Source organism: Aggregatibacter actinomycetemcomitans, assembly GCF_023518055.1.
Lineage (GTDB): Bacteria > Pseudomonadota > Gammaproteobacteria > Enterobacterales > Pasteurellaceae > Aggregatibacter > Aggregatibacter actinomycetemcomitans.
The window spans coordinates 1,033,541-1,054,933 of the sequence record NZ_CP085096.1; the positions used below are offsets into that span (position 1 = coordinate 1,033,541).

Annotated in this window: 15 protein-coding genes, 3 tRNA genes and 4 rRNA genes; 16 read left to right on the plus strand and 6 right to left on the minus strand. The window is 47.4% G+C overall.

Annotated features, from left to right (window positions below):
• Positions 1–60 precede the first annotated feature (60 nt).
• The 9 genes from birA to LIN98_RS05370 all read left to right on the plus strand — a co-directional run bounded on the left by birA (position 61) and on the right by LIN98_RS05370 (position 7,383).
• Positions 61–993 carry a bifunctional biotin--[acetyl-CoA-carboxylase] ligase/biotin operon repressor BirA gene (gene birA, locus LIN98_RS05330; protein ID WP_005567768.1) on the plus strand — a complete coding sequence of 311 codons (933 nt, stop codon included), beginning with the start codon at positions 61–63 and terminating at the stop codon, positions 991–993.
• 86 nt (positions 994–1,079) lie between these two features.
• A complete protein-coding gene (locus tag LIN98_RS05335; protein ID WP_005548595.1) occupies positions 1,080–1,283 on the plus strand; it encodes a YMGG-like glycine zipper-containing protein in 204 nt (67 codons plus the stop codon).
• Between the two features lie 398 nt (positions 1,284–1,681).
• Positions 1,682–3,221: ribosomal RNA gene (locus LIN98_RS05340) — 16S ribosomal RNA — on the plus strand.
• Positions 3,222–3,320: 99 nt separating this feature from the next.
• Positions 3,321–3,396 (plus strand) — tRNA-Glu (locus tag LIN98_RS05345).
• A 206-nt stretch (positions 3,397–3,602) separates the two neighbouring features.
• Positions 3,603–6,625 (plus strand): 23S ribosomal RNA (locus tag LIN98_RS05350).
• Between the two features lie 281 nt (positions 6,626–6,906).
• Positions 6,907–7,022: ribosomal RNA gene (gene rrf / locus LIN98_RS05355) — 5S ribosomal RNA — on the plus strand.
• A 50-nt stretch (positions 7,023–7,072) separates the two neighbouring features.
• Positions 7,073–7,188, plus strand: a 5S ribosomal RNA gene (gene rrf / locus LIN98_RS05360).
• The 16S, 23S and 5S rRNA genes sit together here with 3 tRNA genes alongside, the layout of an rRNA operon.
• Before the next feature lie 8 nt (positions 7,189–7,196).
• Positions 7,197–7,273 (plus strand) — tRNA-Asp (locus LIN98_RS05365).
• Positions 7,274–7,307: 34 nt separating this feature from the next.
• Positions 7,308–7,383, plus strand: a tRNA-Trp gene (locus tag LIN98_RS05370).
• 288 nt (positions 7,384–7,671) lie between these two features.
• Here the strand turns inward: LIN98_RS05370 and LIN98_RS05375 are convergent.
• Positions 7,672–8,286, minus strand: a complete 615-nt coding sequence (locus LIN98_RS05375; RefSeq protein WP_005592914.1) for a DDE-type integrase/transposase/recombinase — start codon at positions 8,284–8,286, stop codon at positions 7,672–7,674.
• 392 nt (positions 8,287–8,678) lie between these two features.
• On the opposite strand from LIN98_RS05375, the gene pth reads away from it, so the two are divergent.
• From pth to LIN98_RS05390, 3 genes are all read left to right on the plus strand, one after another.
• Entirely contained in the window at positions 8,679–9,263 is a 585-nt protein-coding gene (gene pth, locus LIN98_RS05380; protein ID WP_005548480.1) for an aminoacyl-tRNA hydrolase, read from the plus strand.
• Between the two features lie 188 nt (positions 9,264–9,451).
• The gene (gene ychF, locus LIN98_RS05385) at positions 9,452–10,543 is read left to right on the plus strand and encodes a redox-regulated ATPase YchF (protein ID WP_005548478.1); all 1,092 of its coding nucleotides are present in this window, start codon (positions 9,452–9,454) and stop codon (positions 10,541–10,543) included.
• A gap of 308 nt (positions 10,544–10,851) precedes the next feature.
• Positions 10,852–11,433, plus strand: coding sequence for a uracil-DNA glycosylase family protein (locus LIN98_RS05390; protein ID WP_005548476.1), 582 nt, complete (start codon positions 10,852–10,854; stop codon positions 11,431–11,433).
• Between the two features lie 441 nt (positions 11,434–11,874).
• Here LIN98_RS05390 and cysK read toward each other — a convergent pair whose 3' ends face one another.
• Together cysK and cysZ are read right to left on the minus strand one after the other, a co-directional pair.
• Positions 11,875–12,822: a cysteine synthase A gene (cysK, locus tag LIN98_RS05395; protein WP_005538010.1), complete on the minus strand. Its 948-nt coding sequence runs from the start codon at positions 12,820–12,822 to the stop codon at positions 11,875–11,877.
• 100 nt (positions 12,823–12,922) lie between these two features.
• Positions 12,923–13,747, minus strand: a complete 825-nt coding sequence (cysZ, locus tag LIN98_RS05400) for a sulfate transporter CysZ (protein WP_005548469.1) — start codon at positions 13,745–13,747, stop codon at positions 12,923–12,925.
• 139 nt (positions 13,748–13,886) lie between these two features.
• On the opposite strand from cysZ, the gene zipA reads away from it, so the two are divergent.
• Both zipA and ligA read left to right on the plus strand, forming a co-directional pair.
• Complete coding sequence (gene zipA, locus LIN98_RS05405; RefSeq protein ID WP_005568387.1) at positions 13,887–14,924, plus strand: cell division protein ZipA; 1,038 nt, start codon at positions 13,887–13,889, stop codon at positions 14,922–14,924.
• A gap of 101 nt (positions 14,925–15,025) precedes the next feature.
• Positions 15,026–17,038 carry an NAD-dependent DNA ligase LigA gene (gene ligA / locus LIN98_RS05410; RefSeq protein ID WP_005548464.1) on the plus strand — a complete coding sequence of 671 codons (2,013 nt, stop codon included), beginning with the start codon at positions 15,026–15,028 and terminating at the stop codon, positions 17,036–17,038.
• 67 nt (positions 17,039–17,105) lie between these two features.
• On the opposite strand, the gene LIN98_RS05415 is transcribed toward ligA, so the two are convergent.
• The 3 genes from LIN98_RS05415 to tsaD all read right to left on the minus strand — a co-directional run bounded on the left by LIN98_RS05415 (position 17,106) and on the right by tsaD (position 19,013).
• Positions 17,106–17,684 (minus strand): thymidine kinase, encoded by a 579-nt coding sequence (locus LIN98_RS05415; protein ID WP_005548462.1) that lies wholly within the window; start codon positions 17,682–17,684, stop codon positions 17,106–17,108.
• Between the two features lie 2 nt (positions 17,685–17,686).
• Positions 17,687–17,920 (minus strand): hypothetical protein, encoded by a 234-nt coding sequence (locus tag LIN98_RS05420; RefSeq protein ID WP_005548460.1) that lies wholly within the window; start codon positions 17,918–17,920, stop codon positions 17,687–17,689.
• Positions 17,921–17,984: 64 nt separating this feature from the next.
• Positions 17,985–19,013 carry a tRNA (adenosine(37)-N6)-threonylcarbamoyltransferase complex transferase subunit TsaD gene (gene tsaD / locus LIN98_RS05425; protein ID WP_005568391.1) on the minus strand — a complete coding sequence of 343 codons (1,029 nt, stop codon included), beginning with the start codon at positions 19,011–19,013 and terminating at the stop codon, positions 17,985–17,987.
• Between the two features lie 224 nt (positions 19,014–19,237).
• Here tsaD and rpsU point away from each other — a divergent pair, with 224 nt between their 5' ends.
• Positions 19,238–19,453: a 30S ribosomal protein S21 gene (gene rpsU, locus LIN98_RS05430; protein WP_005537983.1), complete on the plus strand. Its 216-nt coding sequence runs from the start codon at positions 19,238–19,240 to the stop codon at positions 19,451–19,453.
• Between the two features lie 121 nt (positions 19,454–19,574).
• Positions 19,575–21,332, plus strand: a complete 1,758-nt coding sequence (gene dnaG, locus LIN98_RS05435; protein ID WP_005588315.1) for a DNA primase — start codon at positions 19,575–19,577, stop codon at positions 21,330–21,332.
• The last annotated feature ends 61 nt before the right edge of the window (positions 21,333–21,393 follow it).

Genomic DNA, 21,393 nt, shown 5'->3' on the forward strand with positions numbered 1-21,393 from the left:
AATTTATAAAAAATGCCATTTGGCGTATGATAGAGGCAATTCTTTCAACAAGGAAACAGTATGGCGAAATTATTAGAGTTATTGGTGAGCGGCGTTGAAAATTCATTGGAAAATCTGACCGCACTTTTAGGCTGTGACGCGCAGCAATTGCAACAGGAAATCCTCCAATTGGAGCAGCAGGGGATATGTTTTGAGGTGGAAAACGGTCATCTTTATTTGATCCCCGAAATGCCGCTATTAGATGAAGCACGTTTGACACAAGCTTTAGCGCCTTATGGCGTAACGCTTAAACCGGTGATTTCCTCGACTAACCAATATTTGTTGGATCACTTGGAACAGTTACAAAAGGGGGATTTATGCTTGGCGGAATATCAAACCACAGGGCGTGGACGCCGTGGCAGACAATGGATTTCACCCTTTGCAGGGCAAATAATCATGAGTTTTTATTGGCAGCTGAATCCAACAAAATCTCTGGATGGATTGAGCTCGGTGATTGGTCTTGCCATTGTTCAAGCATTGGCGGAGTTGGATATGTACGGATTCCAAGTGAAATGGCCGAACGATATTTTAGTTAATGATCGAAAACTGGCGGGTATTCTGGTGGAGATCGTTAATCGCAAAAACGGCATGTTGAATCTGATTGTAGGCATCGGCATGAATATTTCCCTCGGACAGAATAAAAAAATCGATCAACCGTGGGCAGAATTAAGCGAATTTTTCCCGCAGGTTGATCGTGAACAAATTATCATCAAAATGACGAAAACCATTTACCGTTACCTCGAACGTTTTGAACAACACGGCATTGATGCCGAACTGCAACAACAGTGGCTTAATCACGATGCGTATTTCGGCGCGGAGGTCAATGTTATTACGGAAAAAAGTGCGATTTCCGGTACTGAACAAGGCATTGATGCTGCAGGACATTTATGCGTCATTACGGAAAACGGCAGACAATATTTCAACGCCGGAGAAGTGTCCTTACGCAAAAAATAAACTTTTTCATAAAAGCCAAGTCTAAAGCGGTGGGTAACAACGAGAACATTACTCATCTTATTTTAGTAATTTAATGAGGTTTTAAAATGAAAAAACGGGTTCAAATTCTTGGCATCGTGACGTTAGCCGTGGCTTTAACCGGCTGCCATAATTTAAGCAGAACACAAAAGAATACCGCTGTCGGCGCTGCAATCGGTGGTGTTGCCGGTAACGTTATCGGCGGTTCAACCGGTGCCACTTTAGGTGGTGCGGCACTTGGCGGTTTGATTGGAAGCCAAGTGGGCAAATAATTTATTTTACTTAACTCGGAAAGCCAAAAGTGCGGTCAGAAATTCAAGCGTTTTTCTGACCGCATTTTTTTGATCTCCATAATTTTTTATCTCAAAGGAAAACACAATTTGGCGAGTTTATGAGCAAATAATAAAAAAGTTCAATTTTTTGTAAAAAAACTCTTGCAAAGAATTAGTAAATACCTATAATACGCGGGCACAACGACGCGCCGTTGTAGGGTTTTATAGACAGCGCGTCGTTTTTTGTTCTTTAACAATCAATCATACAAACTGTGTGGGCACTTATAGATTCGTTTTAAATAATTTTAAGATTGAACTTAATAGGTGCCGGAAGATTCGTTTATTTATATTATTTATAATAGATTAATTAAGTCAGCTATTGAGGGATTAAGCTTTTTGAATTGAAGAGTTTGATCATGGCTCAGATTGAACGCTGGCGGCAGGCTTAACACATGCAAGTCGGACGGTAGCAGGAGAAAGCTTGCTTTCTTGCTGACGAGTGGCGGACGGGTGAGTAATGCTTGGGAATCTGTCTTATGGAGGGGGATAACGACGGGAAACTGTCGCTAATACCGCGTAGAGTCGGGAGACGAAAGTGCGGGACTTTATGGCCGCATGCCATGAGATGAGCCCAAGTGTGATTAGGTAGTTGGTGGGGTAAAGGCCTACCAAGCCGACGATCGCTAGCTGGTCTGAGAGGATGGCCAGCCACACCGGGACTGAGACACGGCCCGGACTCCTACGGGAGGCAGCAGTGGGGAATATTGCGCAATGGGGGCAACCCTGACGCAGCCATGCCGCGTGAATGAAGAAGGCCTTCGGGTTGTAAAGTTCTTTCGGTATTGAGGAAGGTTGGTGTGTTAATAGCATGCCAAATTGACGTTAAATACAGAAGAAGCACCGGCTAACTCCGTGCCAGCAGCCGCGGTAATACGGGGGGTGCGAGCGTTAATCGGAATAACTGGGCGTAAAGGGCACGTAGGCGGACCTTTAAGTGAGGTGTGAAATCCCCGGGCTTAACCTGGGAATTGCATTTCATACTGGGGGTCTGGAGTACTTTAGGGAGGGGTAGAATTCCACGTGTAGCGGTGAAATGCGTAGAGATGTGGAGGAATACCGAAGGCGAAGGCAGCCCCTTGGGGATGTACTGACGCTGATGTGCGAAAGCGTGGGGAGCAAACAGGATTAGATACCCTGGTAGTCCACGCTGTAAACGGTGTCGATTTGGGGATTGGGGTTTAGCCCTGGTGCCCGAAGCTAACGTGATAAATCGACCGCCTGGGGAGTACGGCCGCAAGGTTAAAACTCAAATGAATTGACGGGGGCCCGCACAAGCGGTGGAGCATGTGGTTTAATTCGATGCAACGCGAAGAACCTTACCTACTCTTGACATCCGAAGAAGAACTCAGAGATGGGTTTGTGCCTTAGGGAGCTTTGAGACAGGTGCTGCATGGCTGTCGTCAGCTCGTGTTGTGAAATGTTGGGTTAAGTCCCGCAACGAGCGCAACCCTTATCCTTTGTTGCCAGCGACGTGGTCGGGAACTCAAAGGAGACTGCCGGTGATAAACCGGAGGAAGGTGGGGATGACGTCAAGTCATCATGGCCCTTACGAGTAGGGCTACACACGTGCTACAATGGCGTATACAGAGGGTAACCAACCAGCGATGGGGAGTGAATCTCAGAAAGTGCGTCTAAGTTCGGATTGGAGTCTGCAACTCGACTCCATGAAGTCGGAATCGCTAGTAATCGCGAATCAGAATGTTGCGGTGAATACGTTCCCGGGCCTTGTACACACCGCCCGTCACACCATGGGAGTGGGTTGTACCAGAAGTGGATAGCTGAACCGAGAGGGTGGCGTTTACCACGGTATGATTCATGACTGGGGTGAAGTCGTAACAAGGTAACCGTAGGGGAACCTGCGGTTGGATCACCTCCTTACATACGAACGACTTTAAGTGTTCACACAGTTTGTTTGATGATTGTAGGCAATGGAAGAACAAAGGAAAAAGTGAAGGAAAGATAGTATCTTTACATGTTGTCCCCATCGTCTAGAGGCCTAGGACATCGCTCTTTCACGGCGGTAACCGGGGTTCGAATCCCCGTGGGGACGCCATTTAAAGATGATTATCCGTCTTATCTGTTCTTTAAAAATCCGGAAACAAGCTGAAAACGAGACTTTCAAGGAAGTCTGAGCGAGTGATTGAGAAAAGGCGATTACTCGACTTTAATTTAAAACTGTTATTAATCGCAGCGCGGGTATGCCACTTATGGTGAATATACTAATATCCTATGAGAGGGCAAGAATACTTGAGGTTGTATGGTTAAGAGACAAAGCGTACAAGGTGGATGCCTTGGCAATCAGAGGCGAAGAAGGACGTGCTAATCTGCGAAAAGCTCGGATGAGTCGATAAGAGGCGTTTAATCCGAGATATCCGAATGGGGAAACCCAGTGGGTGAAGAACCCACTATCATTACCTGAATCCATAGGGTAATGAGGCGAACCGGGAGAACTGAAACATCTAAGTACCCCGAGGAAAAGAAATCAACCGAGATTTTGTGAGTAGCGGCGAGCGAAAGCGAAAGAGCCTGTTAGTGATAGCGACAGAGACAGAGGAATGTGCTGGGAAGCACAGCGAGACAGGGTGATAGCCCCGTACTCGAAGTCTGGGTCGTGGTACTAAGCTAACGAGAAGTAGGGCGGGACACGTGATATCCTGTTTGAAGAAGGGGGGCCCATCCTCCAAGGCTAAATACTCCTGATTGACCGATAGTGAAGCAGTACTGTGAAGGAAAGGCGAAAAGAACCGGGGTGACCGGAGTGAAATAGAACCTGAAACCTTGTACGTACAAGCAGTGGGAGCCCGAAAGGGTGACTGCGTACCTTTTGTATAATGGGTCAGCGAGTTATATTTTGTAGCGAGGTTAACCGGATAGGGGAGCCGAAGGGAAACCGAGTCTTAACTGGGCGCTTAGTTGCAAGGTATAGACCCGAAACCCGGTGATCTAGCCATGGGCAGGTTGAAGGTTGGGTAACACTAACTGGAGGACCGAACCGACTAATGTTGAAAAATTAGCGGATGACTTGTGGCTGGGGGTGAAAGGCCAATCAAACCGGGAGATAGCTGGTTCTCCCCGAAATCTATTTAGGTAGAGCCTTGAGCGGACACCTTTGGGGGTAGAGCACTGTTTCGGCTAGGGGGCCATCCCGGCTTACCAACCCGATGCAAACTACGAATACCGAAGAGTGATACTCAGGAGACACACGGCGGGTGCTAACGTCCGTCGTGGAGAGGGAAACAACCCAGACCGCCAGCTAAGGTCCCAAAGTACTAATTAAGTGGGAAACGAAGTGGGAAGGCTTAGACAGCTAGGATGTTGGCTTAGAAGCAGCCATCATTTAAAGAAAGCGTAATAGCTCACTAGTCGAGTCGGCCTGCGCGGAAGATATAACGGGGCTAAAATTAGTCACCGAAGCTGCGGCATCAGGCGTATCACTAATACGCCTTACGATTAACAACTTGCGAAACGAAGAGAAGCAAGTTGGTCAAGCGCCAAACACGTTGAGACGGAAGTCATGACGGGAAGTGCGGTTGGGAATTGAGGAATATTAGTGATACGCCTGTTGGGTAGGGGAGCGTTGTGTAAGCGGAAGAAGGTGTATTGAGAAGTATGCTGGACGTATCACAAGTGCGAATGCTGACATAAGTAACGATAAAACGGGTGAAAAACCCGTTCGCCGGAAGACCAAGGGTTCCTGTCCAACGTTAATCGGGGCAGGGTGAGTCGGCCCCTAAGGCGAGGCTGAAAAGCGTAGTCGATGGGAAACGGGTTAATATTCCCGTACTTGGTAAAGCTGCGATGTGGGGACGGAGCAGGTTAGGTTAGCGTACTGTTGGATATGTACGTTTAAGTTGGTAGGTGGGGAGCTTAGGCAAATCCGGGCTCCTGTTAACACTGAGAGATGATGACGAGACTCTACGGAGTTGAAGTAACCGATACCACACTTCCAGGAAAAGCCACTAAGCGAAAGGCTTTACTAAACCGTACTGAAAACCGACACAGGTGGTCAGGTAGAGAATACTCAGGCGCTTGAGAGAACTCGGGTGAAGGAACTAGGCAAAATAGCACCGTAACTTCGGGAGAAGGTGCGCCGGCGTAGATTGTAAGGGCTTGCCCCTGAAGGTTGAACCGGTCGAAGATACCAGCTGGCTGCAACTGTTTACTAAAAACACAGCACTCTGCAAACACGAAAGTGGAGGTATAGGGTGTGATGCCTGCCCGGTGCTGGAAGGTTAATTGATGGTGTAATCGAAAGAGAAGCTCCTGATCGAAGCCCCAGTAAACGGCGGCCGTAACTATAACGGTCCTAAGGTAGCGAAATTCCTTGTCGGGTAAGTTCCGACCTGCACGAATGGCATAATGATGGCCAGGCTGTCTCCACCCGAGACTCAGTGAAATTGAAATCGCCGTGAAGATGCGGTGTACCCGCGGCTAGACGGAAAGACCCCGTGAACCTTTACTATAGCTTGACACTGAACATTGAATTTTGATGTGTAGGATAGGTGGGAGACTATGAAGTAGTGACGCCAGTCATTATGGAGTCGACGTTGAAATACCACCCTTTAACGTTTGATGTTCTAACGAGACATCGATTACAGGTGTTCGGACAGTGTCTGGTGGGTAGTTTGACTGGGGCGGTCTCCTCCCAAAGCGTAACGGAGGAGCACGAAGGTTTGCTAATCACGGTCGGACATCGTGAGGTTAGTGCAATGGTATAAGCAAGCTTAACTGCGAGACGGACAGGTCGGGCAGGTACGAAAGTAGGTCATAGTGATCCGGTGGTTCTGCATGGAAGGGCCATCGCTCAACGGATAAAAGGTACTCCGGGGATAACAGGCTGATACCGCCCAAGAGTTCATATCGACGGCGGTGTTTGGCACCTCGATGTCGGCTCATCACATCCTGGGGCTGAAGTAGGTCCCAAGGGTATGGCTGTTCGCCATTTAAAGTGGTACGCGAGCTGGGTTTAGAACGTCGTGAGACAGTTCGGTCCCTATCTGCCGTGGGCGTAGGAGAATTGGTTGGGGCTGCTCCTAGTACGAGAGGACCGGAGTGGACGCACCGCTGGTGTTCCGGTTGTGTCGCCAGACGCATAGCCGGGTAGCTAAGTGCGGGAGAGATAAGTGCTGAAAGCATCTAAGCACGAAACTTGCCAAGAGATGAGTTCTCCCAGACTTTAGGTCTGTAAGGGTTGTTAAAGACTATGACGTAGATAGGCGTGGTGTGTAAGCGTAGTGATATGTTGAGCTAACACGTACTAATTGCCCGAGGGGCTTAGCCATACAACGCTCAAGTGTTTTTGCGGGGGGCAGGAGCGCAGGGGATGTATTGATAAGAATAACGGTATTAGATTAAATTAAAGAGAAAGATAAAGAGAAAGAGAAGAAAAAGGATTGTAGCTCAGGAGAGGGAGTTGAGGGAAGGAAGTTGGTTTGAGGCTTGTTTTTGGAGAGGACGCGTATAGCGTGCAGGAAAGGAAGTAAGAAGGGAAAGAACGAGAGAAGCGAAGAGCGGAATAAGAAAGCGAAAGCGCGGAAAGGAGAGAGGATAGTCATCAAAGAATATTGGCGGCGATAGTGCGGTGGTACCACCTGAAACCATACCGAACTCAGAAGTGAAAGGCCGTAATGCCGATGGTAGTGTGGGGCATCCCCATGTGAGAGTAGGTCACCGCCAAATTTATTACTTTAGTTTATTCAGTCTTGTTAGTAAGCTAAAGTAATAAAAATTTTAGCAGTTATAGTGCAGTAGAGCCACCTGAATCCATACCGAACTCAGAAGTGAAATGCTGTTACGCCAATGGTAGTGTGGGGCATCCCTATGTGAGAGTAGGTCACTGCTAATTCTCATTCTGGAGTGGTAGTTCAGCTGGTTAGAATACCTGCCTGTCACGCAGGGGGTCGCGGGTTCGAGTCCCGTCCATTCCGCCAACTTTTGTAACCTTTTCAGGTTATACATACCAATAGGGGCGTAGTTCAATTGGTAGAGCACCGGTCTCCAAAACCGGGTGTTGGGAGTTCGAGACTCTCCGCCCCTGCCATTTACTTCATCCTAAACTGAAAATTGTCTCTATCCGTTTTAAATCTAATTTCTTTAAAAAAGAAAACTGTACTTTAAAATCAGATTAAAAAAGTGATTTGAGCCCCAAAAGTTGGACAGATAACTAAATATTGAGCTCTATATTGCACAGGGTTTAAATCGTCTAACCCGAGCTTAATTTGCTCCTAGGTATAATAACGAATATATCATGTATCATCCATTCTGATTCATCAATGTCCTTAAACTGACGGTAATCAACGTGCTGAAAAAACTCTTTATCACCGCATTATCATAACCGTCTCCTCCGTCGGCCCATGTTCTGGATGGCATAAGGCGAACCGTTATCCCGTATCAACATCTTACGCCAACGGGCACGTCCGTAAAGGTAGCCCCGGTCGGTGTGTATAATCGGTAAATCCGTTTCCTTTAATTGCCTTAATGTCTTTTTCAACATTGATGAGACCAAACCGAATATCGGGCGTCGTCCCGTTCTAAAGGCGATAATCTCCTGATTGGCTAAGTCCATCATGGGGGAAAGATACAGTTTCTCACGCCCCACCCGAAGTTCGGTCACATCCGTTTTAGCTCCGGGCATTACCCATTTCTCCTTCAACTTCGCAGCGGTAAAGTTGCATTGCAGCAAATTCAGCGCCATATGGCTCGTTTTCCCCACTTCCTTACGTTTTTTCACTCTCACACAAGAACGAATTCCCAATGCCAACACTGTTTTACCACTGATGAATATCCCTTCTTTACGTAGTTTTATTCGAATCATTCGATACCCATTGCGCCCTTCGTTTTGCTGATAAGGGGCTAAAATACGTTGGCGCATGTCGCCGTGGTCTTTGGGTTTCGGCGTGTAATAGAAGGTCGAACGGGAGAGCTCGATAATCTTCAATAACAACAGTGTTGAATGCTGACCCTTTAACGCGTTAACGATGTTCCTTTTTTCTATCAGGCTTTTTGCTCGTCCAGCTCCTTGAACTTTTTCAAGGTGGTATTCTCCGCTCTTAAATACTCCAGTTCCTTAAGTAATGCCTTAATATCTTGAGGATTATTGCAAGGTGACGTTTCTGTTCACTTGGTATTTTCATTTTTCTCGCTGTGCTAGGTTGACGATGTGATTTTTGAATTCGATTGAATAATGTTTACCCATAATAATCTGCACCTTAATTGGTGAGCTGTGGTGCCTAGCTTTTGGGGGCAGATCAAAGTGCGGTTTGGTCTTCCCTTTCATTGAGAAAAAGCCGACTTTCCGCTACAATACGCGCCATTCTTTTTAGCAAGCAAAGCACTATGTCAGAAATCAAACTTATCGTCGGGATTGGCAATCCCGGTGACAAATATGCGGACACCCGTCACAATGCAGGTGTGTGGTTAATGGAGCGTTTAGCGCGCCGTTTTAACGTTATCTTAAATCCGGAAAACAAATTTTTCGGCTACACCGCGCGTGCCGTGGTGAACGGCAAAGAAGTGCGTTTTTTGGTGCCGACGACATTTATGAATTTAAGCGGCAAAGCAGTGGGCACACTGGCGAATTTTTACCGTATTAAGCCGGAAGAAATTTTGGTTCTGCACGATGAGTTGGATTTACCGCCCGGCACGGCGAAACTCAAATTGGGTGGCGGACACGGCGGGCATAACGGGCTGAAAGACATCGTGGCGCAGCTGGGCAATAGCAATAATTTTCACCGTTTACGCATCGGCATTGGTCACCCCGGGCATCGCGATTTGGTGGCGGGTTATGTGTTAAATAAGCCCGCGCCAAGCGAACGCGACGCGTTAGACAAAGCCCTGGACGAAGCGACGGATTGCGTAGAGTTGCTTTTTAAAGACGGCATGGTGAAAGCCACCCATCGGCTAAACAGTTTTAAAATTTAATGAACAAAAAGTGCGGTCGTTTTTACGATCGTTTTACTCGGGGCTGTGGACGTTTCATTTTGCATTTGAATTGTCGCCTAAAGGCACAACCCAAAGGGCTAGGTTTATTTTGCCTTGTTATCATAAAAATAAATGCTAGCTCAAATGCAAAATGAAACGTCCACAGTCCCCAAACATAAGGAAAAATTATGGGATTCAAATGTGGCATCGTGGGCTTGCCGAATGTGGGCAAATCGACGCTTTTCAACGCTTTAACCAAAGCCGGAATTGAAGCGGCGAACTATCCGTTTTGTACTATCGAACCGAATACCGGCGTCGTGCCGATGCCTGATCCGCGTTTGGACGCGTTGGCAGAAATTGTCAAGCCGGAACGCGTGTTGCCGACCACCATGGAATTTGTGGACATCGCGGGCTTGGTTGCCGGCGCAAGCAAAGGAGAAGGCTTGGGGAACAAATTCTTGGCGAACATTCGCGAAACCGACGCGATCGGTCACGTAGTGCGTTGCTTTGAAAACGACGACATCGTGCACGTTGCGGGCAAAATCGATCCGTTAAATGACATCGACACCATCAACACCGAACTGGCGCTCGCCGATTTAGACAGCTGCGAACGCGCTATTCAACGTTTGCAAAAACGTGCCAAAGGCGGCGACAAAGACGCGAAATTTGAACTTTCCGTGATGGAAAAAATCCTGCCGGTGCTTTCCGAAGCGGGCATGATTCGTTCCGTGCCGTTAGACAAAGACGAATTATTGGCGATTAAAAGCTACAATTTCTTAACCTTAAAACCGACCATGTACATCGCCAACGTGAACGAAGACGGTTTTGAAAACAATCCGTATCTCGACAAAGTACGGGAATTCGCCGAAAAAGAAGGTTCCGTGGTGGTACCGGTATGTGCCGCAATCGAGGCGGAAATCGCCGAACTGGACGATGACGAGAAACTGGAATTCTTACAGGACCTCGGCATTGAAGAACCGGGCTTAAACCGCGTGATTCGCGCAGGTTACGCCTTATTGAATTTACAAACCTACTTCACCGCCGGCGTGAAAGAAGTACGCGCGTGGACGGTTTCCGTCGGCGCCACCGCACCGAAAGCCGCCGCCGTCATCCACACGGATTTCGAAAAAGGCTTTATCCGTGCGGAAGTGATCGCCTATGAAGACTTTATTCAATACAAAGGCGAAAACGGCGCGAAAGAAGCAGGCAAATGGCGTTTGGAAGGGAAAGATTACATCGTGCAGGACGGCGATGTGATGCACTTCCGCTTCAACGTATAAAACATTTCAAAAATCGATCGCACTTTTTAAGTGCGGTATCTTTTTATTTCATTTGAGGAAAGCAAAATATGTCAAATATTACGATTCTCGACGGTGCTTAGACAACATCCGGACGATCTCAACCCGTAGCAATATCCCGCCTGGGTAAAAATAGATGGACAACGGCGCGACCATTGTCGACGGTTGCGGCGTTGGCGGAAGCGTTTGAATGATTGAACCAAATCCCCCCCTAACTCCTCTTTACAAAAGAGGGGAATGTTTTTCAGATATTTATGTACCGAGATAAAACTACTGTTTAGGAGAAATCCATGGCTACCTTCACCCAAATTAAACATGCCATCATGTCTGATCTGCAAAATCAATCCTTTACCGAGCGCGGTATTGAACCGCTGTTTGCGGCACCGACAGGGGCGCGCATTAATGTTGTCGGACAAGCGCCCGGAGTGAAAGCGGAGCAAACCCGTTTGTACTGGAACGATAAAAGCGGCGATCGATTGCGTGAATGGTTGGACGTAGATCGTGAGACCTTTTATCATTCCGGGCTATTTGCCGTGCTCCCCATGGATTTTTATTATCCGGGTAAAGGTAAATCGGGGGATTTGCCGCCGCGGAAAGGTTTTGCGGAAAAATGGCATCCATCGATTTTAACAGGTTTGCCCAATATCGAACTGACCATTGTGATCGGACAATATGCGCAACAATATTACCTGCCGCAGAATAAACGCAACGTCACCGAAACGGTGAAAAATTACCGTGAATTTCTACCGCACTTTTTGCCGTTGGTACACCCTTCACCGCGTAATCAGCTCTGGCTGGCTAAAAATCCGTGGTTTATGCAGGATGTGGTGCCAACCCTGCAACAACTGGTCAAACAAATTCTCTTCCGTTAATTTAAAGCAAGCAATATGGCGTACTTTCGTTAACCGTGTCAGCAAACAAGTAAAAAACATTATGCTCATCACGTTATGGGTGTTCACCGGTGCGAGACCGCCCTGTGTTATCTGCACACGCCAAAAAAACGCGATGTGGGTTTGGTAACTGTGCCGGGCAGCACCATTGCATTAAATTTATATGCCGCCATTACCATGTTATTCCTCGGTATGCGATCGTAAAAATTTCCGATATGTCCATGGTGGGCTTGGGGGAAGCCATAAACAGCAGTGAATGTGAATCAGGGAACATTTCCTCTCCCCAAAGAAGCCGGCTTATTCGTAATCCAGGGTAATTTTTACCCTAGATTACATGGCATTGGTTTGCTATTTTACACTAGTAAAAGTGCGGTCATTTTCATGAACGTTTTTCAACAGGCAAAGTCGTTAATTAACAATGTATTAAACCTCAATTCCATTAAAAAGTGCGGTACTTAAATAGCGTTCGGCAGCAGACGGTAGGATAACGACGATCAGTTTGTCTTTAAATTCGGGCAGGTTCGCCAAGCGGTCAGCAGCCGCTACAGCAGCGCCGGAAGAAATCCCGGCAAGAATCCCTTCTTCCGCCATCAAACGGCGGGCGGTGGCAATGGCGGTGTCGCTATCTACAGTTTCCACACGATCCACTAAGGAAAGATCTAAGTTTTTCGGAATAAAGCCTGCGCCGATACCTTGAATTTTGTGTGGTCCCGGTTTCACTTCTTCGCCCGCGAGCGTTTGAGTGATAACCGGAGATTCTGCCGGTTCTACGGCAACGGAAGTGATTTGTTTACCGTGATCTAATTTGATTGCGCGGGAAATGCCGGTAATCGTACCGCCTGTGCCTACACCGGCAACCAATATGTCAATTTTGCCCTCGGTGCCTTTCCAGATTTCTTCACCGGTGGTTTTGCGGTGGATATCCGGGTTCGCCGGGTTTTCAAATTGTTTTAACATCACATAACGATTCGGATCGGACGCCATGATTTCTTCTGCTTTAGCAATGGAACCTTTCATTCCTTTGGCACCTTCAGTCAGCACTAAATTTACACCGAGACCACGCAACAAACGTTTACGCTCGGTACTCATGGTCTCCGGCATGGTAAGGGTGATTTTATAACCACGCGCTGCCGCGACATACGCCAATGCAATCCCGGTATTACCGCTGGTAGCATCAACGATTTCTTTGCCTTTCGTCAGCCTGCCGTCTTTTTCCGCCTGCCATATCATGTTAGAACCGATGCGACATTTTACGCTGAAACTCGGGTTGCGCCCTTCAATTTTCACGACAATATTGCCGTTGCCGAAATGTTTTAAACGTACTAACGGGGTATTGCCGATAGAATAAGAATTGTCACTGTAAATAGTCATAATATGTTCTCCTGAGGATAAATAATGAAGTGGCGTTAGTTTTAGCATGAGAACCGCCGATAAAACAATAGCTATTTTTTATAAATCATATAACCAAAAGCTATTTTCTGACGATAACACCGTCGCCGGAAGAGCGACGATTCACATTCACTTCAGTGCCGGTTTGCCCTTGTTGCGAGCGCTTAAATAAAGCACGGTATTCCGTTACCCACATTGCCGTTGCGCCACACACTGCCACGGGAATAATCACCAGATTCACCACCGGCACAAAAGTACAAAGCGTCACCAAACTGCCGAAGGTCATCGTCACATTGCGCTTAATCGCCAGTTCGTTTTTCATTATGCCGAAAGGGATTTTGTGGTTATCAAAAGGATAGTCGCAATATTGAATCGCCATCATCCATGCGGTGAATAAAAAGGTCGCTACGGGAATCATGGTTTGCCCCAGCAAAGGCACAAATCCCAATAAAAACAACGCGATGATTTTTGGCAAGCTGTAAACCAGCTTTTGCCATTCCCGTACCAGCATCCGCGGCACATCTTTCATAAAATCCCACAGGGACATATCCTGCAAATTTTCTCCGGTCAGCATTTTTTCCACTTTTTCCGCCAGCAAGCCATTAAAAGGCGCGGCGATAAAGCCCGACAGCGTGGTAAAGACGAAGTAAAACAGAACGAGAATCATAAGAATGGAAAGCAGCAGCAAAACGCCGCTCAACCAACTCAGCCAATCGGGAATGTAGGAAATAATGCCGTCAATATAACCGCCGATTTGGTTCACAAAAAGCCAAAACAGACCGCCTAATAACAGCATATTTAACAGGATCGGCATGATCACAAAACGGCGCAGCCCTTTCTGTAAAATCAAATGCCAACCCATCACAAAATATTCAAAACCGGATTTCATTTCCGCGTGTTTCAACATAGCGTTATCCCTAAGAAAAAAGAGGTTCAGGATACAAAGTGCGGTGAAAAAAATCAAACTTTGTCTATCATCAATTTTGCAAAAATATGATAAGCTTACGCCCAGCTTGCGTGAATTTTGTATGATTGGAGAGTCGGCAATGGATTTAAATACAATTTTGATTATCTTGGGCGTTATTGCATTATTGGCATTGGTTGCGCACGGAATTTGGTCAAACCGTCGCGAAAAATCCCAATATTTCAAAAACGCCAATACCTTTGCACAAAATCAGCAGCCAAACCGTTTTAATGCGCCGAACCCAACGGCGCGCCCCGTCACCGACGCACCTATCGCCGAAAAACCAAAACACGCCTTTGTCGAAGAAACCCCGCCACCGCAACAACAAGCACTGGATTTTGAAGAAGCGGCGGCACCAAGCGCGGCCGAAAACCAATCTATCGAACGCGCCGTAGATGAAATTAAAATCACGCTGCCGAGTGGGGTGTCAAACGCATTTCATCAGGCTGAACCTGCACCGCAATACGCGCAGAATGAGCAAGGGCTACAGCGACCACAATATCCGCAAGCGCCCCAAAGCAGACCCAACGACACGCCGTTTCAACCTTACGGCGAGCCTTCGCCTTACGCCGATCCGAACCGCGTTTCCATCACGCAAATGGAAGAAGAATACACCACACCGACGGTTTCTTTGACGCCGTTGGAACAGGAAAGCCACGAACCAACCACCGAAATGCAGGCAACGCCGCAACCGACGGAAAGCAAGGGGGAAAATCCGGCGAAACCGTCTTTCATTATGTTGTATGTGGTAGCACCGGAAAACCGTGAATTCAACGGTGGGCGCTTAGCACAAGCCTTGGACGATTTAGGTTTTATTTTCGGCGATCAGCACATTTATCACCGCCATTTGGATTTAACCTCCGCCAGTCCGGTGTTATTCAGCATCGCCAATTTACAACAGCCCGGCACCTTTGATCCTTACGACATGGACAATCTGTTCACCGTGGGCATTGCGCTGTTTATGCAATTACCTTCCCCGGGCAACGACACCGTCAACTTAAAAACTATGATTCGCGCTGCACGCAATTTGGCGGACGAATTAGGCGGTTTTGTGTTGACCGACAAACAGGAAATTTTCAACGACCATGCCGAACAGGAATATTTAGCCAAAGTGGCTTAATGATAACGGCGGCTTAAAACGTTTTCAAAAACGACCGCACTTTTCGCTCACCGAGCACCTCAAAGTGCGGTCATTTTTTTCGGTATTTTTACGGAATAACAATGACAACTTCAATTCAACAACAAATCGACGACCTTAGAAAAACCTTACGCCACCACGAATATCAATACCACGTTTTAGACGATCCGCAGATTCCCGACAGCGAGTATGATCGCCTGTTTCATCAGCTTAAAGCGTTGGAACAACAACATCCCGAACTGGTTACCGCCGATTCGCCGACCCAACGCGTGGGTGCGCGTCCGTTGTCCGAATTTGCACAAATTCGCCATGAAATTCCCATGCTGTCCTTGGATAACGCCTTTTCCAATGAGGAATTTTTCTCCTTCGTCAAACGCATTCAAGATCGCCTGGCACTCGTGCCGGAACCGCTGACCTTTTGCTGCGAACCGAAACTGGACGGTTTGGCGGTCAGCATTTTGTACGTGAACGGCGTATTGTCCCAAGCGGCAACCCGTGGTGACGGCACCACCGGTGAAGACATTACGCAAAATATCCGCACCATTCGCAACATTCCGTTGCAACTGCTGACGGATAATCCGCCGGCGCGTTTGGAAGTGCGCGGCGAGGTGTTCATGCCGCACGCGGGCTTTGAGCGATTAAATGAACGCGCATTGGAACACGGCGAGAAAACCTTTGCCAATCCGCGCAATGCGGCGGCGGGCTCACTACGTCAATTGGATCCGAAAATCACCAGCCAACGCCCGTTAATGCTCAATGCGTATAGTATCGGCATTGCCGAAGGCGTGGAACTGCCGCCGACCCATTTTGAACGCCTGCAATGGCTGAAATCCGTGGGTATTCCGGTAAACAATGAAATTCAGTTGTGCGACGGCATTGAAAACGTGTTGAATTTCTACCGCACTATTATGGCGAAACGCAGTTCCCTCGGTTATGACATCGACGGCGCGGTGCTGAAAATCAACGATATTGCGCTGCAACAACGCCTTGGTTTTATTTCCAAAGCACCACGTTGGGCGATTGCTTATAAATTCCCCGCAGAAGAAGTTAGAACAAGATTATTGGATGTTGAATTCCAAATTGGTAGAACAGGAGCTGTTACTCCCGTTGCTAAACTAGAACCTGTTTCTGTTGGAGGGGTTACCGTAAGTAACGCAACTTTACACAATAATGATGAAATAAAAAGATTAGGAATATCCATTGGTGATATTGTCTTAATAAGACGCGCTGGAGACGTTATTCCTCAAGTTATTAAACTCGTACATAAAGCCAAAAAAGGGAATAAACCAATTGTGTTTCCGACACACTGCCCCGTTTGTGATTCTTTGATTATCCGTATCGAAGGTGAAGCCGTCGCACGCTGCACCGGCGGATTATTCTGCGCGGCGCAACGCAAAGAAGCGTTAAAACACTTTGTGTCACGCAAAGCCATGGACATCGACAGTGTGGGCGGCAAGCTCATTGAACAGCTGGTGGATCGCGAATTGATTCATACCCCGGCAGATTTGTTCAAGTTGGATTTAACCACCCTCACCCGCCTTGAACGAATGGGACCGAAATCCGCCGAAAATGCCTTAGCCAGCTTAGAAAAAGCGAAAAATACCACCCTTGCCCGTTTCATTTTCGCCTTGGGCATTCGTGACGTGGGCGAAGCCACCGCGTTAAATCTGGCAAATCATTTCAAGACCTTGGAAGCGTTGCAAAATGCCGATTTGGAACAGTTACAACAGGTGCCCGACGTAGGCGAAGTGGTAGCAAATCGGATTTTTGTGTTCTGGCGTGAAGCGCATAATGTCGCCGTGGTGGAAGATCTCATCGCCCAAGGCGTGCATTGGGAAACCGTTGACGTGCAGGAAGTGAAGGAAAATCCGTTCAAAGGCAAAACTGTGGTGCTCACCGGCACCCTCTCGCAAATGGGACGCAACGACGCCAAAGCCTTGTTACAACAACTCGGCGCCAAAGTCAGCGGCAGTGTTTCCGCCAAAACCGACTATGTTATCGCCGGTGAAGCCGCCGGCTCAAAACTAAGCAAAGCGGCGGAGTTAGGGGTGCAGGTGTTGAGTGAGGAAGAATTTTTGGGCTGGATCAACGGATAATAACAGGACAGACTTGATGTCTGTCCTTATAAAAAACATTTGAAAAAACGACCGTACTTTTCCGCCGCTACTCCGCCATTCTCTCCTTATAATGCAAACGGCATACAGAGAGATAGCTGTCGTTGCCGCCGATTTGGATTTGATCGCCTTGTTTAACCACTTCGCCCTGTTCGTTAAGACGTAACACAAAATTGGCTTTGCGACCGCAGTAACAAATGGTTTTGAGTTCTTCCAGCTGATCCGCCCACGCCAGTAAATAGCGACTGCCTTCAAATAATTCCGCTTGGAAATCGGTGCGCAAACCGTAGCACAACACGGGAATATGTAGTTTATCCACCACATCGCTCAGTTGATAAACCTGTTCTTTGGTTAAAAACTGTGCCTCATCCACCAAAATACAATGAAGCGGCTCCTGCGCCAGATGTTGTTCAATTTCAGCGAACAAATTCGTATTGCGGGTAAAGGTATTCGCCCGTTCGCTAATCCCGATGCGGGAAGTCACCTGCCCTACGCCGAAACGATCGTCTATCGCCGCTGTATAAACCAGCGTGTTCATGTTACGTTCGCGGTAATTATAGGAAGATTGCAACAAGGTGGTGGATTTTCCTGCATTCATGGTGGAATAGTAAAAATACAATTTAGCCATGTTTATTTAAGCACCCAGCGCCAGAAATGGTAGCAAATGAAGCCGGTCACCGGTGGCAGCGCGGCTAAAATAAGCACGCCGATGGTGGTGCGCCCGCCTGCCATTTTGCCGACTTCCGTTAAGAAATCGATCAGCACGTCCGTGGGCGTGGTAAACACGAAAAAGGCGATAATCGCTAACATAACGAAACAGCCGATGCCGGCGGCACGCATTGCTCTGAATTTGATTTTGTCCATGTGTTTTCCTTTTTATTGAAAGTGCGGTGAAAAATTTATGTGTTTTTTCCACCGCACTTTTGGGTTAAATCGTGGTTAATTCGGTCATCGCCCAACGCGGACGGACTTCAATTGCCAACCCCTGTTGTTGCCCCTGTTTTAAACGTAAGAAACCGGTATAGGCGATCATGGCGCCGTTGTCCGTGCAAAATTGCGGCTGCGGGTAAAATACCTCGCCGCCCAGTTGTTGCATAAGCTCCGCCAAGGTTTGGCGCAACTGTGTGTTGGCGCTCACGCCGCCCGCAATCACCAAGCGTTTCAAACCGGTTTGTTTTAACGCACGCTTACATTTTATTGCCAGTGTGTCCACCACCGCTTCCTGGAAAGCATGGGCAATATCCGCCTTGCTTTGTTCGCTCAGATTGCCCTCTTCTTGTAATACCTGATGAAGGGTGTTGGCGGCGAAAGTTTTTAAACCGGAAAAACTGAAATCCAAACCGGGACGATCGGTCATCGGGCGCGGAAAAGCAAAAAGATTCGGCGTGCCGTTAAGCGCTAAACGCGCTAGTGCCGCACCGCCCGGGTAATCCAAACCGAGCAATTTGGCGGTTTTATCAAAAGCTTCACCCGCCGCGTCATCAATGGATTCACCCAGCAATTCATAACGCCCTACGCCGTCCACCCGCACCAATTGGGTATGCCCGCCGGATACCAGCAAAGCCACGAAAGGAAAGTGCGGTGGATTTTCCTCAAGCATGGGCGCCAACAAATGCCCTTCCATATGATGTATGCCGATTGCCGGTACATTCCACGCATAAGCCAAGGCGCGCGCAACGGTGGCGCCCACCAACAACGCGCCGACCAAGCCCGGACCGCTGGTATAAGCCACGCCGTTGATGTCTTCGGGAGTTAAATTCGCTTCTTTTAATGCGGCTTGTAATAGTGGCGCCAGTTTGCGGATATGATCGCGCGACGCCAGTTCCGGCACTACACCGCCGTAATCTGCGTGCAGCGCAATTTGGGTGTGGAGTTGATTGGCGACTAAGCCTTTTTCTTCGTCATAAATGGCAACGCCCGTTTCATCGCAGGACGTTTCAATGCCTAAAATTCGCATTTGAGTTCTCTTTTTATGGGTTTTATTGGCGCTGAATTTTACCCGCTTTACACGATTTTAACCAGTTTTCCGATGCGGATTTCAGGAAAACGTCAATCTGCCCTTTACTTTCATGCGTGATTTGGATTAAAATTGCGTCCTTTATTGAATCTGCCGCAGGCGCGGCAACAAATAAAAATTTAAATTGCAATTAAATTAATTAAACTCATTGAGGTGATTGGCTTATGCCTGTAATTAAAGTTCGTGAAAATGAATCCTTTGACGTAGCATTACGTCGTTTCAAACGCTCTTGCGAAAAAGCTGGTATTTTAGCAGAAGTTCGTGCGCGTGAATTCTACGAAAAACCAACAACTATTCGTAAACGTGAAAATGCAACTCGTGCAAAACGTCACGCAAAACGCTTAGCTCGTGAAAACGCACGCAACACACGTTTATACTAATTAACAGCATTTTTAACTCGAGTTATAAAAACCGTGAATCTTCCCAGGCTCACGGTTTTATTTTCTCTCAATCTTATCAGTTAGACTCATATTTCGTTCACAATAAGAGGCAGAATACTCGATGAAAGGCTCCATTCCACGCACCTTCATAGACGATATTTTAACCAAAATTAACATCGTCGATTTAATCAATTCCCGCGTAAAACTGAAAAAAGCCGGTCGCGATTATCAAGCCTGTTGCCCGTTTCATCACGAGAAAACACCGTCTTTTACGGTGAGCGACAAAAAGCAGTTTTATCATTGTTTCGGTTGCGGCGCGCACGGTAACGCCATTTCCTTTTTGATGGAATATGACAAGCTGGAATTTGTGGAAGCGGTGGAGGAACTGGCGGGCTTTCTCGGTTTGGAAATTCCCTACGAGAAACGACCGCACTTTAATGATGGCGGCAAGCAGGTTAATTTCCAAACCAAGCGAAATCTGTATGAATTAATGCAGGAAATCGCCAAATTCTACCAACAGCAGCTGCCGTTAAATATTCCCGCGCAAAGTTATCTGCAACAACGCGGACTGTCGGCGGAGGTGATTGAACGCTTTCAAATCGGCTATGTGCCGAACGCCATGGATTCCGTTTATCGCCAATTCGGTAAAAACCGCGAGGAGCAACAAAAACTGTTCGATTTGGGGATGCTGTCGCGTAACGATCGCGGCAATGTGTACGATAAATTCCGCAATCGAATTATGTTTCCCATTCGCGATCGGCGCGGTCGCACCGTTGCTTTTGGCGGACGGGTTTTAACCGATGAAAAACCAAAATACCTGAACTCTCCGGAAACCGTGACCTATCACAAAGGGAGCGAACTTTACGGTTTATATGAAGCGCTTCAAGCGGACGATTCACCGCAAAAATTGCTGGTCGTCGAAGGCTATATGGATGTGGTGGCGTTGGCGCAGTTCGGCGTAAATTATGCGGTGGCGTCTCTCGGCACGTCCACAACTTCGGAGCAAATTCAGCTGCTTTTCCGTTCCACAGAACAGGTGGTGTGCTGTTATGACGGCGACCGAGCGGGACGCGATGCGGCTTGGCGTGCCTTAGAAAATGCGCTGCCGTATTTGGAAGACGGTCGTCAGCTGAAATTTATCTTTTTACCCGACGGCGAAGATCCTGATACGTTTATTCGCCAATATGGCAAACAAGGGTTTGAGGAATATCTCGACAACGCGCAGTCTTTAAGCGAATTTTTATTTGCCCATTTAACGCCGCAAGTGGATTTTTCCTCAAAAGAAGGCAAAGCCAAACTCGCTGCGTTAGCAATTCCGTTAATTAAACAAATTCCCGGCGATGTGTTGCGTTTGGATTTACGCAATACGCTCGCTAAAAAATTGGGGATTTTGGATCCCGCGCAATTGGAAAGCATGCTCCCGAATCAGGTAAAAGCGGAAGGGCCCGTCGCGCCAACCATGCAATTCAAACGCACTCCAATGCGTATTCTGATTGCATTATTGTTACAAAATCCGGAATTGGTGAAGTTTGTGCCGGATTTGGAACCTTTAAGAAATCTTAATGAACCGGGTTACGATTTGCTCGCGGAATTGACCGCACTTTGTCGTGAAAAAGTGGGGATTAGCTCGGGGCAATTATTGGAATATTGGCGCGATACAACACAGCAAAGTACGCTTGAAAAATTGCTCGCGTGGAACCATTTGATTGAAGACGATAAGATTGAAGACACGTTCCGCGAAACATTACGTTATTTCTACCTGCAACTCGTTGATAAACGAATAAACTGGCTCATCGCTAAAGATCGCGCGGAAGGCTTGGATCTGAACGAGAAAAAAGAACTTTCACATTTGTTAGTAAAAAAACAAGAAAAGAGATAGTTAAACCATGTTAACGATGATAAAATCCCCAGCATTTTATCTTTTCCAAATAAGCAAGCAA